Origin of the sequence: Oscillatoria sp. CS-180 (assembly GCF_028330965.1) — a bacterium.
GTDB lineage: Bacteria > Cyanobacteriota > Cyanobacteriia > Phormidesmidales > Phormidesmidaceae > Halomicronema.
The window spans coordinates 39,691-54,595 of the sequence record NZ_JAQMUB010000063.1 but is presented as its reverse complement, the minus strand read 5'-3'; the positions used below and the strand labels follow the sequence as shown (position 1 = coordinate 54,595).

15 protein-coding genes are annotated in these 14,905 nt (G+C 50.5%); 9 read left to right on the top strand and 6 right to left on the bottom strand.

The annotated features are described in order from the left end of the window. Positions 1-96: 96 nt before the first annotated feature. From PN498_RS15000 to PN498_RS14985, 4 genes are all read right to left on the bottom strand, one after another. The gene (locus tag PN498_RS15000; protein WP_272063626.1) at positions 97-1,563 is read right to left on the bottom strand and encodes a cation:proton antiporter; all 1,467 of its coding nucleotides are present in this window, start codon (positions 1,561-1,563) and stop codon (positions 97-99) included. A 217-nt stretch (positions 1,564-1,780) separates the two neighbouring features. Beyond that, a complete protein-coding gene (locus PN498_RS14995) occupies positions 1,781-2,257 on the bottom strand; it encodes a QcrA and Rieske domain-containing protein (protein WP_272063625.1) in 477 nt (158 codons plus the stop codon). Further along, the gene (locus tag PN498_RS14990) at positions 2,254-3,963 is read right to left on the bottom strand and encodes a cytochrome c biogenesis protein (RefSeq protein ID WP_272063624.1); all 1,710 of its coding nucleotides are present in this window, start codon (positions 3,961-3,963) and stop codon (positions 2,254-2,256) included. Before PN498_RS14990 ends, PN498_RS14995 begins: the two co-directional genes overlap by 4 nt. A 185-nt stretch (positions 3,964-4,148) precedes the next feature. Beyond that, positions 4,149-5,942: a cytochrome c biogenesis protein ResB gene (locus PN498_RS14985; protein ID WP_272063623.1), complete on the bottom strand. Its 1,794-nt coding sequence runs from the start codon at positions 5,940-5,942 to the stop codon at positions 4,149-4,151. A 798-nt stretch (positions 5,943-6,740) separates the two neighbouring features. Between PN498_RS14985 and PN498_RS14980 the strand changes: the two genes are divergently transcribed. The 9 genes from PN498_RS14980 (at position 6,741) to PN498_RS14940 (ending at position 13,769) form a co-directional block, all read left to right on the top strand. After that, positions 6,741-7,769: a globin family protein gene (locus PN498_RS14980; protein ID WP_272063622.1), complete on the top strand. Its 1,029-nt coding sequence runs from the start codon at positions 6,741-6,743 to the stop codon at positions 7,767-7,769. 35 nt (positions 7,770-7,804) lie between these two features. Then, positions 7,805-8,449 carry a cytochrome c3 family protein gene (locus tag PN498_RS14975; protein WP_272063621.1) on the top strand — a complete coding sequence of 215 codons (645 nt, stop codon included), beginning with the start codon at positions 7,805-7,807 and terminating at the stop codon, positions 8,447-8,449. After that, positions 8,446-9,333: a hypothetical protein gene (locus tag PN498_RS14970; protein WP_272063620.1), complete on the top strand. Its 888-nt coding sequence runs from the start codon at positions 8,446-8,448 to the stop codon at positions 9,331-9,333. The genes PN498_RS14975 and PN498_RS14970 overlap by 4 nt, the downstream gene beginning before the upstream one ends. Positions 9,334-9,453: 120 nt before the next feature. Beyond that, complete coding sequence (locus PN498_RS14965) at positions 9,454-10,107, top strand: Tll0287-like domain-containing protein (protein ID WP_272063619.1); 654 nt, start codon at positions 9,454-9,456, stop codon at positions 10,105-10,107. 211 nt (positions 10,108-10,318) lie between these two features. Continuing rightward, positions 10,319-11,059, top strand: coding sequence for a hypothetical protein (locus PN498_RS14960; RefSeq protein ID WP_272063618.1), 741 nt, complete (start codon positions 10,319-10,321; stop codon positions 11,057-11,059). Positions 11,060-11,390: 331 nt separating this feature from the next. Next, positions 11,391-11,894, top strand: a complete 504-nt coding sequence (locus tag PN498_RS14955) for a thioredoxin domain-containing protein (RefSeq protein WP_272063617.1) — start codon at positions 11,391-11,393, stop codon at positions 11,892-11,894. Between the two features lie 132 nt (positions 11,895-12,026). Further along, entirely contained in the window at positions 12,027-12,245 is a 219-nt protein-coding gene (locus PN498_RS14950) for a hypothetical protein (RefSeq protein ID WP_272063616.1), read from the top strand. Positions 12,246-12,258: 13 nt separating this feature from the next. Further along, positions 12,259-13,134, top strand: coding sequence for a ChaN family lipoprotein (locus tag PN498_RS14945; protein ID WP_272063615.1), 876 nt, complete (start codon positions 12,259-12,261; stop codon positions 13,132-13,134). Positions 13,135-13,445: 311 nt separating this feature from the next. Beyond that, complete coding sequence (locus PN498_RS14940; protein WP_272063614.1) at positions 13,446-13,769, top strand: rhodanese-like domain-containing protein; 324 nt, start codon at positions 13,446-13,448, stop codon at positions 13,767-13,769. Between the two features lie 79 nt (positions 13,770-13,848). Here PN498_RS14940 and PN498_RS14935 read toward each other — a convergent pair whose 3' ends face one another. After that, positions 13,849-14,070 carry a hypothetical protein gene (locus PN498_RS14935; RefSeq protein WP_272063613.1) on the bottom strand — a complete coding sequence of 74 codons (222 nt, stop codon included), beginning with the start codon at positions 14,068-14,070 and terminating at the stop codon, positions 13,849-13,851. Positions 14,071-14,153: 83 nt separating this feature from the next. Further along, entirely contained in the window at positions 14,154-14,801 is a 648-nt protein-coding gene (locus PN498_RS14930; protein ID WP_272063612.1) for a GUN4 domain-containing protein, read from the bottom strand. Between the last annotated feature and the right edge of the window lie 104 nt (positions 14,802-14,905).

Below are 14,905 nucleotides of genomic sequence, written 5' to 3'. Positions count from 1 at the left end.
CCAAGGGGGATCTTCAAGGGTGGACACCAGGATTTCTGAAGAAAAGCGTCGTTGACGCAGAAATGAATTCAACCCGCCTATGGCGACCTGGTAAGGCTAGTAGAGCAGCCTCCACTCACGTAGGACCATCCAAAACAGGAGGAGCAGCGTTAGGCTCATGGTGCCGATTAGATGATCGAATTGCTCGACTACACGGGGTATTTTGACTGATACCTTTTGAAAAATCAGGAGATACGCTAGCCACCCTGCTGCAATGGTGGCGAGGGGTTTGATGATGTTACTTAAGCTATAGGCTTCATAGTAAAGACTATTAGCCAGCACGAGTCCACTCAATAGCAGCACCAGAGCTGGCCAAAACCCTTTTTTGACCGTGTTATCGGGAAGATTTGAGGTGCGAGGCAGAAAAATAAACTTGGCGAATGAAATGGCTGTTCCCAACGCGGCGATGTTCATGCCAACTACTTGCCACGGGACAAGATTTTTTGAGGTGAGCACTTTAGCGCCAAATCCGGCCAGGAGTGGAAAACCTGAGATGGAAAAACTGGCGATCGCTAGCGTTATCCAAATGGGAAGCGGTATCGGATTTTGTTTCAGGACTTTGATGTCGCGGCTTGACAGGTTGCCTGCAATCAGAAACAAGGCTGATTTCACCAAACCGTGAGTGAGCGCATAAAAGCCGCCGACAGCGGGTGCGGCCAAAATGAACCCAATCTGCGAGACGGTATGAAAGGCTAGAATACGCTTCGTATCTTTGTCAAAGACCGCATAGCTAACACCTAAAACCGCTGTTGCCACCCCAAAAAAGCGCACAATAGGATCGACCTCGGGGACCATGAGTGCAAATCGGACTAGGGGAAAGACCCCTGCTTTGACGACGACACCCGACAGCAGGGCGGATATGGGTGTTTCCGATTCGGAATGGGTCAGGGGCAACCATAGCCCTGAGACGAAAATACCGCCTTTAGCCAAAAGGCCCAGAAAAATGAGTGCGATCGCATCGGTGGGCGCTTTTGCTAATTCCTCAAAAGCGAACGAATTACTAGCTTGATACACCAGCACCGCGCCGATTAGGTAAAACAGCATGGCTGTATTACTCACAAATAAATATCGCAGTCCAACCCAAATAGAACGCTCAGTGCGAGGGTAGGCAACTAGCAGAAATACCGCAATGCTAATAACCTCTAAGGCGACATAAACGCTGATCAAGTCGGCGCTGGCAAAGACGGCGTTGACACTGCCATGCAAGATAATGGCTTGTGTGTAGAAGAAAGCGTCTTTTTGACTGTGCCAACAGTAAATAATGACTGCTAGGGTGACGACGGCATTGGTCAAAATAAAGAAGCCGCTCAGACTGTCGATGAGCAAGCTGACACCAGAATGATCTAATAGCTGTAAGCTGACAGGCGCTGAATTGAGTACATGCCATAGCCCATACCCCAAGGAAATTAACGAAACTGTGATTGCCAGGACGCGATCTAATTGGGGGAAAAGATAAATACCAAACCCTACGAATAGGGGCAGGACAATCCAGATGAGGCTGAGAGCTTCATAGTCTATGATCATGTTCACTTTCAAAGCAGTCTACTGTAGGAATATCATGCGATGGTCCTATGTAGAGTATTGATGTAAAGCTGAGCTTTGCATCTCGTGACTAACTTTGATTGGTGTCAGGGCTGAGGGTTCTTAGCACCTTCGACTATGGTGAATTACGCTGCGCTAATGACACCCTACCCTCGGTAAATTCTTTTCTGGAGGTCCCTGAAGCTGAACCGCCATGGGTTTAAGACTCAATTTTCACCAAGACTAAATCGTCTTCAACTTTGGCTTCAAAGGTGCCCAGGGCGTCTGTGGCTGGCCCGGATGCCACGGTGCCATCTGGGTTGAAACTGGAACCGTGGCAGGGACAAGCAAATGATCCTGCCGCCCAATCAACACTACAGCCTTGATGGGTGCAAAGAGAGTTGACGGCAATCAGGGCGGAACTATCAACAGGGTCGCGAACAACCAAAACTTGCTGACCTTGGAAGCTTTTATCGGAGACAGAGCCTGCTTGATCCAGTTCTGCAACGGTTCCGATCGCGGCAAACCCATCTGGACGGGGTGTGGAGTCTACTTCGACAGCAGCCTCTGGGGTGTCTTCGGCAGGACCATCGGTGGGAACCGACGCTGTGTCTGGCTGACAGGCCGCGATCGCGGCGGGTAGCGAGGCTGCTAGAGTGCCTGTGCCTATCCAGTTCATAAATTCACGTCGATTCATTGCAATACCTTCTCAAGATTGTCAGCCGTGGTGAGTGGTTCGGACGGTTTGAACCAGCCGTATTGACGAGCAGCAGCGACTAATACGATCAGCAGGTCAAGTCCTACAACACTCGCGATCAGTAGTTCTGAGCCGCCCGTGCCGAAGCCGTAGCTGTGTAGTCCTGTTCCCAGGACAAAGTTCACGCCGTACCAGGCCATCAGGACCGCGTTGAAAGACACAATGCTGGCGACGTGAATGCCAAAATCGCCAATCCAGCCCACTAAACGCCCATGCAGAGGCGCGAGATAACAGAGCAGCGCAATGAGTGCCCAGGTTTCTTTTGGATCCCAGCCCCAGAAGCGTCCCCAGGAAAAGTGCGCCCAGATGCCGCCCAGAATGATGCCTGCGGTGAGCAACAGGACGCCGACTTGCAGGACTCGGTAGTTGAGTTGGGACAGCAGTTTGATGCGCTTGCTGGCTTGGGGGGTAAACAGATAGTTGCCGATCGCCACATGCCCAACCCCTAGCGCCAACGCAAAGCTGGCGTAGCTCAAGGTGATCGTCGGAACGTGGATGCTGAGCCAAAAGTTGTCTCGCAGGACGGGAACCAAGGGGGCAATGCTGGGGTCGAGCACTGCCGGCAGGCTATCTGCCAGCACCAAACAGACGACTGATAGAGGAGCCGCTGCTAACAGGTAGAAGCGATTGCGAGAGAGAAGTTCCAGCATTAGGGCGATCGCGGCAATGCCAAAGCCAACCCACACCACCGACTCATACATATTTGTTACGGGTGGGCGGTCAGCAATCTGCATTCGGAGGAAAAACCCATAGCTTTGGACGGCAATGCCTGTGGTGAAAAGACCTATGGATAGCCAATAGAGATGGGAGCGAGCAATCCACTGACTGATGAGTAGGGTTGTGAAGGCGATCGCGTAGAGCCACCACGCTTTAGCAAAGGGATGAAAGTGATTAAAATGAACCTCTCGATTCAGAACCGTATCGGTGGGGTAAATCGACTGGCTGAGCTGTCGCAATCCTTCCTTTAGTCCATCCGCTAAAGAAGCCACCATGGGAATATGGGTGGCGCCACCCTGTAACAGGGTTTGCTGCATCATGGCAAAGTTTGCCATCAGGGGCGCAACGGTCTCAGGGGCGTATAGGGTGGTCGCGTCATTCAGTCCGGCCCATTTGCCTTTGATATCGTTGGGATGAGGCACGATGGGCAAGCGGTTGTCGCCGACAGTTTGAAACAGTAGATTCAGTCGGTCTTCGATGGTCAGTGCTTCGCGTTCATTGCGAGTCAACGTCTCTTCGTTTATTTCCCTTTGATGGGCTTGTCCGGCGATCGCGCTCAACTCGCGATTCTCCATCAGCTCTCGAAAAGTAAAATGCTTGCGTTCCAAATCTAGCCCTACGGCTTCCTTCAGAGGACGATAGCTCACCAGCACAAAGGGTTCTTCGTTCCAGTTGCGGGTGTTGAACCACATTGTCAAATAGGTGCTGAGGGCATCTTCTTTGCTGCCATCGGTTGTTTTGTAGGTTGCCGACCCGTGAATCTTAGCCACGGTTTCTTGGGCAACGGTATCGAGTGGCTTTTTGCGTCCGTCGAGCTGGACGGCAAGGGATCTAAGGGCGTCTAATCCGTCTGGTTGAAACTGGCTGAGGGGACAGAGCAGTAGTAAGCAGCCCAGACATAAACCAATGAGAAATGTGATGAGTTTCATAGGTTGATATGACAGTAAAAAGAGGGGCAGGAATGAGGACAACGGGATATAGCCCTATGCAGCTTGGTCAAGTTTTAAGGGACTAGGGAGCAGGGAGTAAGGGTGTGCTTGACTCAAATGCTGCCGCTATATCGCTTTATCCCATAGCGATTGGTTGGTCCTCTGCGGTAGATTTTCGATATGGTCTATTTGCTGAAAACAGCGAGGATGGGGATGGTCTTGGGTTCGTCTATGTTAGGGGCGTCTATACCAGAGGTCTCTTTGTTGGGGGCTGTGGTTCTAGACCATTTGCGACGTTTTTTCATCAGGCCAGGACCATAGAACATGGTGCTAATGCCCAGAACGACGAGGACAGATCCAGTCCAGGTGAGTGCGGTGACCCACCAAGGCTCGCGTTTGAGCTGCAGGGTGGATTGTTGGAGATCGCCTGGATTCCAGGATGCCTGGGCAAGCTTCCAGCCTCGGAACCAGGTTGGGTGATTCATCCAGACCGCGCGGTTCACTGCGGTATCGGTTTGAGGGTCGAAAAGGGTAACTTGACTGGTCCACATGGCAACCGATTCACTGCCCTCATTGCGCTCCACAATGAAGTCATTCAGCTTGACGTAGAAGGGAAGCTGAATCATTTTGGGGCTAAAGGCCGCAAAGTAATCGCTTGTGGGAGTCTCTAATGTTGTCGGTTCTCCCCAAGGCAGCCAAAACTCTTGTCCGCCTGGTATTGCCACATGCAGGGCGGGCGATCCTGCATCGGTGATCGCCCCATCAGCAACGGGCGTTACCGGAACAACCTGCCGCTGGACCTGAGCTTGAGTGAGTTGGTCTACCAAAGAGATTTGAAAGTCTGCCCATCCTGGTGCAATAGCCTCATCAGGCGAAAAAGCACCGGACTTGAACCCCTTTGAAGAAGCCGCTGCGTAAAAGATGTGATGATCAGGTGTGGTCACAATACGGAAGTAGTCGGTGGGCGACTGTTGGGGTGCTTCGTAGGTCAGGGTCAGGTCGATGGCGTTGCCCGATCGCACTGGCGGAAATTCGGCATTCGCAAACACAAACCACTGCTCTTGAGTTTCTCCCTGGACGAGAGTGACCTGAATCGCCGGATTGTGGAACTGACTGGATGCCGATGCAGGTTGCCCTCCTTCCAGACGAAAATCTGGCCAGACGTTCGTAACCTCAAGGGTTGTGTCGGGACGGATAGCGATAGAACGGCCTAAAGTCTGCTCGATGTCAAAAACGCGATCGCCTACTTTTAGCTCACCGTAGCGACTTTCAGGGGCTGATGGCGGACTGAGAAGGTGCCGCCGCTCAGCCTCGGTTGCGGCGGCAAAAATCTCTAGGTGAGCAGGACCGATGTCCATTTGGCTGTAGCCAGCGGGGGCAACTGCCAGCCACCGGTCCAAGGTTTGGCCCATGCGATCGCTCTGCAGCCGAATCTTGACGGCTGGATTATCAACGGCACCTCCATCAACAAACTGCACTGTCTTGATGGCGCTCTCGCTGTAGCCCAGCAGAGTCAATCCTGCAAACTCGTGTGGATAAACGGAGCCATCGGGTCGGATGAAGATGTCGGCTTGTTGCCGAGTTTGCCTGGGGGCAATCACCTCTAGGAGGTCACCCTCAACGCGAATCTGATTGCCAGGTCCGCTGTCTGTCCGTACCAACAGCATTCCTTCGGTGCTGAGATGAATCACCGCTGCTGAACCTGCAATGATGATGACTAACCCCCAATGGGTCAGTGCGAATCCTAGCTTTCGTGGCCCCTTCCAAGGAAATCTACTGAGTGTAGAAAGCCCCAAATTAACGGCCAGGAGAAACATCAAAGCACCGAACCAGGCACTTTTGTAAATGTCTCTTTGTACGGTTGCAGAGCCGACTTCAGACTCATAAAAAGTCGCGCCTACTAGGATAAGTGCGATCGCGACCAACAACGGAACTGCTAATCGAATTGAACTTAAAAAGCGAATAAGCCTAGATTCCATAAGTCAACTGATTAACCTGACAAAGAACATGCAAATCTAACGTTATAAAATCCCGAAGGCACCCATAAGCTTCTGTATTAGCAGCTACTAAAAAGATCATGCCATGCATCATTCGAATTAAATCCATGCAAGAACAACATCTAAAAAAATGGCGTCGCTTGTGTTAGACAACTTTAGAAAGCAGATAATAAAAGAAATATAAGTTTATTCTTTGCTTCACATCTAATATCAAAACTTAAGTGATTAGGCCAGTTGAGCGGTGTCTATAACGAAGAAGAAGAGGCGGAGAGTCAAGTAGTGAGGCTTTCTCATGAGCAGTTCATTGGGTATCGCAAGTAATTATGAAACAGTAAAATCCTTGCCCAACAAGGATTCTGTCGATTATTTCAAGTTGGACTGATTGATTAATCCGTTTATTGCATGACTTTGATGCAATATAGGAATAACAATTTTTGATTTGGTCGTTCCTGCTACAAAAAAACAAAATTTGCTTCACTAATCTCATTCTCATCAATTGGATAGGTCCAACTAAAAGAATCTAATTTGTTAGGAATTTCGATTCTTTTAGTTCGATAAGACTAGTTTTAACCTCTGTTTGTTTTCAGCGGCAGGTGCAAGTTTGGGGCACTCTTTTTTGTGCTGCTGACCAATTTCTGTTCCTTAAGCTTTCCCTTAAGCATTTTTTGAAAATAGTTTCTAGATCGCTAACTCTGACTCAACGCCAACTCTGGCGAATGTCAGAGCGCGATTTCTGGGGCTTGAATGTGCGTGTTTGTGAGAAAAATTTTGGAGAATTTGATGGTTTCTGAAGTACAGAAGGATGTGCAGGAGACGACTTTACAAATAGAACTGCTAGAAAGCAGTTTTGAGAAAATAGCTCCCCAGGCTAATGAATTTGTGACGAGCTTTTACGGCAATTTGTTCACAGATTATCCCGCTGCCAAGCCCTTGTTTGCTCACTCCAACATGACGGAGCAGGGCAATAAATTGCTGAAGTCGTTGGTGTTTGTTGTAGAAAACCTGCGGCAGCCTGAAGCCTTGGCTGGGGCTTTGAAAGGCTTAGGGGCGCGTCATGTGAAGTACGGTGCATTACCGGAGCACTATCCCTTGGTGGGCAATACTTTGCTCAAAACGTTCGAGCAGTATTTAGGGGATGAATGGACTCCTGATACTCGGCAGGCTTGGGCAGGTGCCTATGGGGTGATTACTGAGGTCATGCTTGAGGGCGCTGATTACTCCAAGACTCAGGTTCAGCTAGATTCTCCTGAACCTGAAATCGATGAGGCCACTGGTTTGAAGGTTAGGCTGCTGGAAGAGAGCTTTGAGAAAGTGAAGCCCCACGCCAATGAATTTGTGACGAGCTTCTACGAGAATCTATTTACGGATTATCCTGCCGCCAAGCCCCTTTTCGCCCACACCGATATGAGTGATCAGGGGCGCAAGCTGTTGACGTCTCTTGTTTTCGTCGTTGAAAACTTGAGAAAGCCGGGGGCTTTGACAGGAGCGCTGAAGGGTCTGGGAGCACGTCACGTCAAGTATGGTGCGCTACCCGAGCACTATCCCCTAGTCGGCAATACTCTGCTCAAAACGTTTGGCCAATACCTCAAGGAGGATTGGACCGCTGAAACGCAGCAGGCTTGGGTGGATGCTTATGGTTTAATCACCACTGTCATGCTGGAAGGGGCTGAGTATGACGAAACGGCGGTTCAACTCCAGTCTTCAGCGGCAACGGTCGAAGTCCCCGAAAGCAACATTACTACGGGAACTGCTGCGGGTTTGATCGGGGGTGGATTAATCGCGTTAGTTGCCCTGTTCCTGCTGGTTTAACGCTTTAACGCTAGGAGACGTACGGAGCAGAATTGATGGCGTTAAGAGGTCGAGCGTTGAAATGGCGGTCTGTTCTGAATTTAAGGACAGCGATCGCCCTGACCTGCATCCTTCTGGTGAGCTGGTTTGGGGCGGCCTTTGCTCTGGATAACAAGCAGGTTTTTCTCCCTGGGGAAACCTCAGTTGGCCACTACCTGTTTGAAACCTCTTGTAGTTCCTGCCATGAGGGTTTCAAGCCTGTGAGCAACGACAACTGTATGCGCTGTCATGAGGCGGAAATGGCGGAAGACAAGCACGGTGCTGCTAAATTTCGGGATCCGCGTTGGGCCGGGGAGCTGGCGAAGGTCGAAGCCCTGACTTGCACGACCTGTCATAACGAGCATGTGCATATGTTCGGACGGGGCGTCCATTTGCAGCCTGATCTGTGTATGGCCTGTCATGAAGGCATTATTCAGGGTGATCTCAAGAGTCACGATGGCTTTGCTGCCGATGGCTGTTGGACGGCAGGTTGTCACAATTACCACGATCATCGCTCAATTTCGACCGGATTTTTGAGGGAGAATTTGGATCAGCCCCCCCTGCTGCCTGTGCAGCAGTTGCCGGAGCGGACTGTTCTGACTCAGGTGGAAACTGCGCCTGCACCTGACCTCAGTCGTGAGTTTCTAGGGGGTGCGGCATGAGGTTATTTGCCAGCTATCGGACTCTAAAGGTCTCGATTATGTCCAGAGTTTTGAGGTTTGCTTCGGCGGGCTGGCGGAACCCGAGACAGGCGAGACGGGCGATCGCTGCACTCGTCATGGCGATGCTGCTGCTTTTAGGATGGGCAACACCTGCGTGGGGTAGTGGTGTTGACCCAGCCAAGCTCGATGAAAGTACCCAGCTTTGGCAAACCAGTGCTCATGCTTTGAACAACGTCAACTGTTCTAGCTGTCACCAGGCTGATGATACGAAGGCGTTTGTGGCTCAGCCGGGAATCGAAAGCTGTCAGTCCTGTCATGAGCAATCGGTTGATACGTTCCTTTTGGGAAAGCACGGTATTCGACAGCTAGAAGGCGCATCGCCATTGACGCCAGCGATGGCACGGTTACCCATGCAGGTTGCCGCCCACGATGTGCAGATGAATTGCAGCACCTGCCATGATGTTCACTCGGTCAATACGGTGCAGGCGGCGGTAGATTCTTGTTTGGGCTGTCATAGTGATACCCATTCTTTGAACTATCCCAACTCTCGCCATGCCGAGCTATTTGCTGCGGACCGAAGTCTCCCTCGTCCGTCTGCGGCATCCGTCAGCTGTGCGACCTGTCATTTACCGCGTCACGAGCTGAAAGTCGGCAGTGATAGGGTGACACAGGTCAACCACAACAATACCTATACGCTGCTTCCCCGCGATCGCATGGTGCAAGAAGTCTGCATGAACTGCCATGGCGTGGAGTACAGCTACAACAGCATTTTTGACGATGACTTGGTGGAGGCCAACTTTGATGCCCCACCCGCCTTATCCCTAGAAACCTTTGACTTGGTCCGAGCGCTGGAGGTGCGGCGGACTGATCAGGAGGGTAGCTAGGGCGATCGTCAAATCCAGTGTTCGCATTGCCGGACTTACACAATCACACAGTGATACAGCACGGTTACGTTCCTTCAAACCTATCAACGTTTAATGATTCACTAGAGGAGATTAGTTTCCATGACACTTGTAGACCGATGGATGAGTACGATTCGGACTCGTACCGTTGCCTTCATGGCCATCATCATGGCTGTAGCTATTACAGCTATTTCCTGTAGCAGTAGCGGCACAACGGCAACAACAACGCCTGGTATTGCACCGGAAATGGTAGTTGATTACATTCATACCGTTCTGGAGGCTGACCGAACGGCTTACACTAAACACGTCGTCAACCGCTCCAAGACCCTTGAGGGTAAATCTAAGGAAGACGGTGTTCTCACCATTGAGGCAACTGAAGGCTGGCAACAAGCTGACGGTATTCCTCTGCCAGCGCAAATGTTTCGCTTGGGGTCTGAGATTGCCAACGAAGCGGGCTTTTTTACCTACAACTTGATTTCTCCCTGGTATATCAACGACAGCCATGCGCCTAAGGGTGAATTTGAGGAAGTGGCTATTGAAACCATGATTGAGACGGGTGAACCGGTGAAGGATTATCAGGAAATTGGTGGTCAGTCCTACTTTTCGGCAATGTATCCCGATGTTGCGGTGGCTGAAGCCTGCGTGTCTTGTCACAACACTCACCCTGTCCACCTGGAGCGCTATCCTGACAAGACATTTGTAATGGACGAAGTGATGGGTGGCATCGTCATCAACATTCCCCTAGAGGGCGCTTAAGGGGAGCGATCGCTGGTTACCCATGTAGCTGGCCCTTCACGTCTCCTAGTGAAGCGGACTGGAGAGGCCAATAGCCCTCGCAACTAGCCTCTCTGGTCCTGTAGAAATTGATGGTTCTAAGGCTCTCTGGCTGCCTAATCCATCTGATTTCAGCCCTTTGAGCTATTTTTCAACCCTTTTGGCTATTCCTTAAGTTTTTTCCATTTCACCCATGAGCCAGTCCCACCCCTCCCGGAACATGCTTAATCCTCAATCGCAGATAGACTCTAGCCCTGAGGATACTCTTTCTACGGATCTTGCTGCTGAGGTCACGGCAGCGATCGCCCCCCAGCGTCGTCGTCCTGCCAAGTCCAAGGGTATCCAACCTAGCTTTAAAGCGCTGATTGGACTGACGCTGCTGACGGCCCTGTTGCTAACGCCCTTCGTGTTTAGTGACTATTACTTGGATGAGTTGCGATCGCGCTCTGTCGAACTTCACCGTTTCCTGAGGGGCGAGCTATATAAGCAAGCGACGGGCTACGTTGCCCTAGCGTTTGTAGTGCTTGAGATGCTGCTAACGGTCCGCAAGCGAGGTCGAGGCTGGATTGCCAATATCAAGCTACCTGGTTCTGTCCTTTTTTGGCGTAGTTTTCACATTTTTGCTGGTGTAGCCCTTCTTGCTGTCGTGTTAGTTCACACGCTAGGAGCTAATGGCCTTAATTTTAATGCGGTTTTCCTATGGGTCTTTTTTGCCACCACTTTGACGGCTTTGGTCGGCGTTGGGACAGAGACGGGCATTGTGGAGTCGACTCGGAAGTCCTTTGGAAAGCTACCCATCACTGGCCGAGTTCTCACAAAAGGTCCCCTGATTCGAGGATTAAGGGCTGTCTGGCTAGCGAGTCATATTTTCTTTGTCTGCGTGTTTGCCGTGATGCTCGTCTTTCATATTGCTCTGGCCTATTACTACCAGTAATGTCGGTCCATAAATAGCAATCTCTTGAAAAGGAGCCAGCGCAGCAGGTCTCCCAGTCTACGCTAAACGGATACCAGGAAAACCTGATTCAAAAAGCCTTCTCATCCCTAGAGATCATCTGAGATGGCGATATCAGTCCACTGAGTTCGGCCCAGATAGCTCAGGAACACCGTGAGATTTACGCAGGAATTTTATAGGGATAAACCAGAATCGGTGAGATTGACTACTGCCTCTTCGTGGAATTGTGGGCATGGTTTAGCAATCGCTCTTTCGATGTTCTGGTACTGTCGCTCCTTTTTTTGTCGATGCTTTGATACCGGAGAGTTCTCTTATGACAATCGAGCCGCTTTCATCTAAAAACCGCCCCCAGCAGCTTGAAGCCAGCAGAGTTGGAAAATTTGCGATCGCCCTCGTCATCCTATTTGCGATCGTGGCTTTTTCCATTACCCGCTCCGTGACGGTTACTCAGAGCCTTTCTCCGGTCTCTAATTTGGTAATGCTAAGGGCGAGTGCTAGGCAAGCGTTGCCTTTGGAAACCGCAATGACGAATGGAAAGCCGACTCTGATTGAGTTCTATGCGGACTGGTGCACGACCTGTCAGGCGATGGCGCCTGCCCTGAATTCGGTGCATCAGCAGTTTGACTCAGCGCTTAACCGAGTCATGCTGAATATTGATGATCCACAGTGGCGGCATCAGGTTCAGCAGTTCAACGTCACAGGGGTTCCTCATTTAGCGTTGTTGAGAGGTGACGGAGCGATCGCGGAAACGTTTGTAGGGAAGGTGCCTAAGTCAATTTTGTTGGGTCGGCTTCAGGAATTGTTAGGGAATTTGTAGGGACACGATTGTCGCATTCCTACTCTGGCATTGCTTGAAAGTCCCCTCGCTAGAGGCTTGAAGAGGGCTTATGACTACCTCATCCCCGAATTCAGCAACACTAAGGAATTTTATTGAGAGGGGTTTGCAGCGATGGCTATTTTGAACCGTTTCCTTCACCTGCTGAAACTTATTGAAGGGCTTGTTGCCTTTGCTGAGTTTTCTACGACTCCGATTGGCGTTACAGTTGTTTTTTGTATGCTGAGTCATCAAGCCTTAGTACTCATGAGCTGTGACAGTTCTTCATCAGCAGTATTGGCGATCGCGGCTGCTCTCACTTTACACTGCACAGTGAATCGACCTGATTTTTGATTACCACCAAACCATGGCACTACACCTACGACGATGGGGACTTGGCTTTGCATTTCTAGGCGCGGTGTTTTTGACTAGCCCGCTCGCGTGCTCGGCGGATAATGGGGTTGCGCTGGAGCAGCCTGTTTCACTCAGTAGTGTTGAGGATAATGCGTTTCAGGTTTTGCAATCAGCGGATGTTGTGTATTTGGGAGAACAGCACGATAGTGCTGCTGACCATGCGGCTCAGCTTGAAATCATTGAGGGGCTATATGCGGAGGATCCCGATATGGCGATCGCCCTTGAAATGTTTCAACGGCCTTTTCAACCGGCGATTGATCGCTACCTAGCAGGAGAAATCTCGGAAGCCGAGCTAATCGAGCAGACGCAATATTTAGAGCGCTGGGGATTTCCGTGGGAGTTTTATGCCCCCTTTTTACGCTTTGCTCAGGAGAACGGTTTGCCGGTGTTGGCCCTGAATGCCCCTAGTGAAATTACTCGTCAGATCGCTCGTGAAGGACTTGCCAGCCTAGAGGGAGATGATTTTCGCTACATTCCGCCTCTCTCTGAGATTGATACCAGCAATACGGACTACCAAGAATTTGTGTCTGCGGCTTTCGGCAGTCATGGCAGCCACGGCAATTTCAACTTCGATAATTTCTTTGCCGCTCAGGTTACTTGGGATGAAACCATGGCAATGACGATCGCTGATTTTAGAACCGACAACCCAGACACTCAGGTAGTGGTGCTTGCGGGTAATGGTCATGTCATCTATGGATACGGTATTCCTGATCGTGTCGAACGGCGCTTAGGAGAGGACCTGACTCAACAGACTGTGCTGCTGAATCCCATTGAGGAATTTGAGGACATGGGTGGAGCGATCGCTGACGTCTTTTGGTACAGCGAGTAGTTCATAAACCATTGATTTCTGGGAAGTCTGTGGACTGTTTGAATTTAATGGCTATTCATCCAGCTCTAGATGAAAACCGTCCTCATAGCCCTGCGCAGCTTGGTCAAGTACATCTCAGTGTCTTAAGGGAACAGGGAATGGGGTGTGCTTGACTCGAATGCCTGCCGCTATGGCTTGAGCCATCTAGGTTTGTGCACTCAATAGCCTCCGGATGCTTCGTGCATTGCCCGATGGGTTGCGTTTTGTCCTTACGGAACCGGCGACGGCTATAGTTCGATAGAATTCGTTTTACCTGAACTGTTTGGTGACTCATGGATGTCTATGCCTTCGCCGACAAGCTAAAGACTGGCAGTGATGAGATTCAGCTCATCGACGTGCGTGAACCCTGGGAATTACAGAAAGCTGCAATCGCAGGCTTTATCAACCTGCCTTTGAGTCAATTTGCTGAATGGGAGACGCAAATCCATCAGCATCTTGATGTTGAAACGGAAACTATTGTGATGTGTCATCACGGCATTCGCTCGGCCCAAATGTGTGCTTGGCTCAAACAGCAGGGATTTACTCACGTTGAAAATTTGGTTGGCGGTATCGATGCTTATTCAATCAACGTCGATGCTTCTGTTCCTCGATATTGACCTATAGCCTGTTTCAGGTTGCTTGAGTAGGGTGTAAGGGGAGCGGGGAGTAGGAAGTGGGGGCAGGGTGATTTGTCCTCTACTGGTCGAGTACGTAACGGAGAAAGGCGTAGGCTTTGGGTGCTGGAAACCGCAAGGACTCCCCTTGATACTCGATAATGTAGTCGCCTATGACTTGGGGGCAGGCAGTGCAAGTCATGGCTTCGCGACTGAGGGCATCAACGCTGAGATCCTTAATTTGCTGTTCGAGCCAGCTATCAAATTGTTGGAGTGCGGGGGATGAATTGGGGGCAGGATTCATGGTGGATAAGCAGTAATGTGGATGATAGAAATTAGGCGTAAACGCAGTTTTTAACCTACTGAGGAACTATCAGCGAATAGCCGTTACATTTCGCAGGTGATCAGACGATTGAGAAAATAGTTCGTCATGCGGGAGCCGTAGGGAGAATTCCACCATCGGGAAGGATGGCAGCCTTTGGGAGCATCGAGTGAAAATTCTAATTCGTCGCATTTGCGCCAGCGATCGCCTTCTGGCTTTTGTTCACTAACGCCATCGCGCCAGCCTAGAACTGCCCCCCATCGCTGTATGAGTTTGATGTCTTCGCCAATGGTGGTTTCCAGTGTTCCGCCTAGCTCCTGATAGGTCTGTACTTGCACACTAAATCCGAAACGCCCGTTGCTATAGGTTGTCCAGAGACGATCAATAACCTGTAGTTCGCCACAGGAAAAGCCTCGAATGTCGCGAGGGCTTAATTCTTCTAGGTCAGATACGCTGGCAATATCGGCGATAAGCTTTACGGTCTCTTTGTCAGCTGCAAACCACTGTTGCGTTGCCAACTGCTCTTGAAGGGTTTCGTATCGGTAGACATCACCCACCATAAGCAGACGTTGTTCGAGCTGTTCTACCTGTTGAGGCAGTGCTGCAAGCTGGCTGATTTCTTGACGCAGTGACGCAATTTCGCCCATCATCTGCTGAATAGCGACGAGTTCTGGACTGGGAGATGAGCTGTCGGCGGTAGAGTCTTGGGGCATGGGATTCGATTGTGAATGGGAGGTCATGAGAAAACTTTAGGCGATAGTTAGGTGGTTTGAGTTTTGAGTTTTGAGGTTTGGGGTTTGAGTTTTGGGGTTTGGGG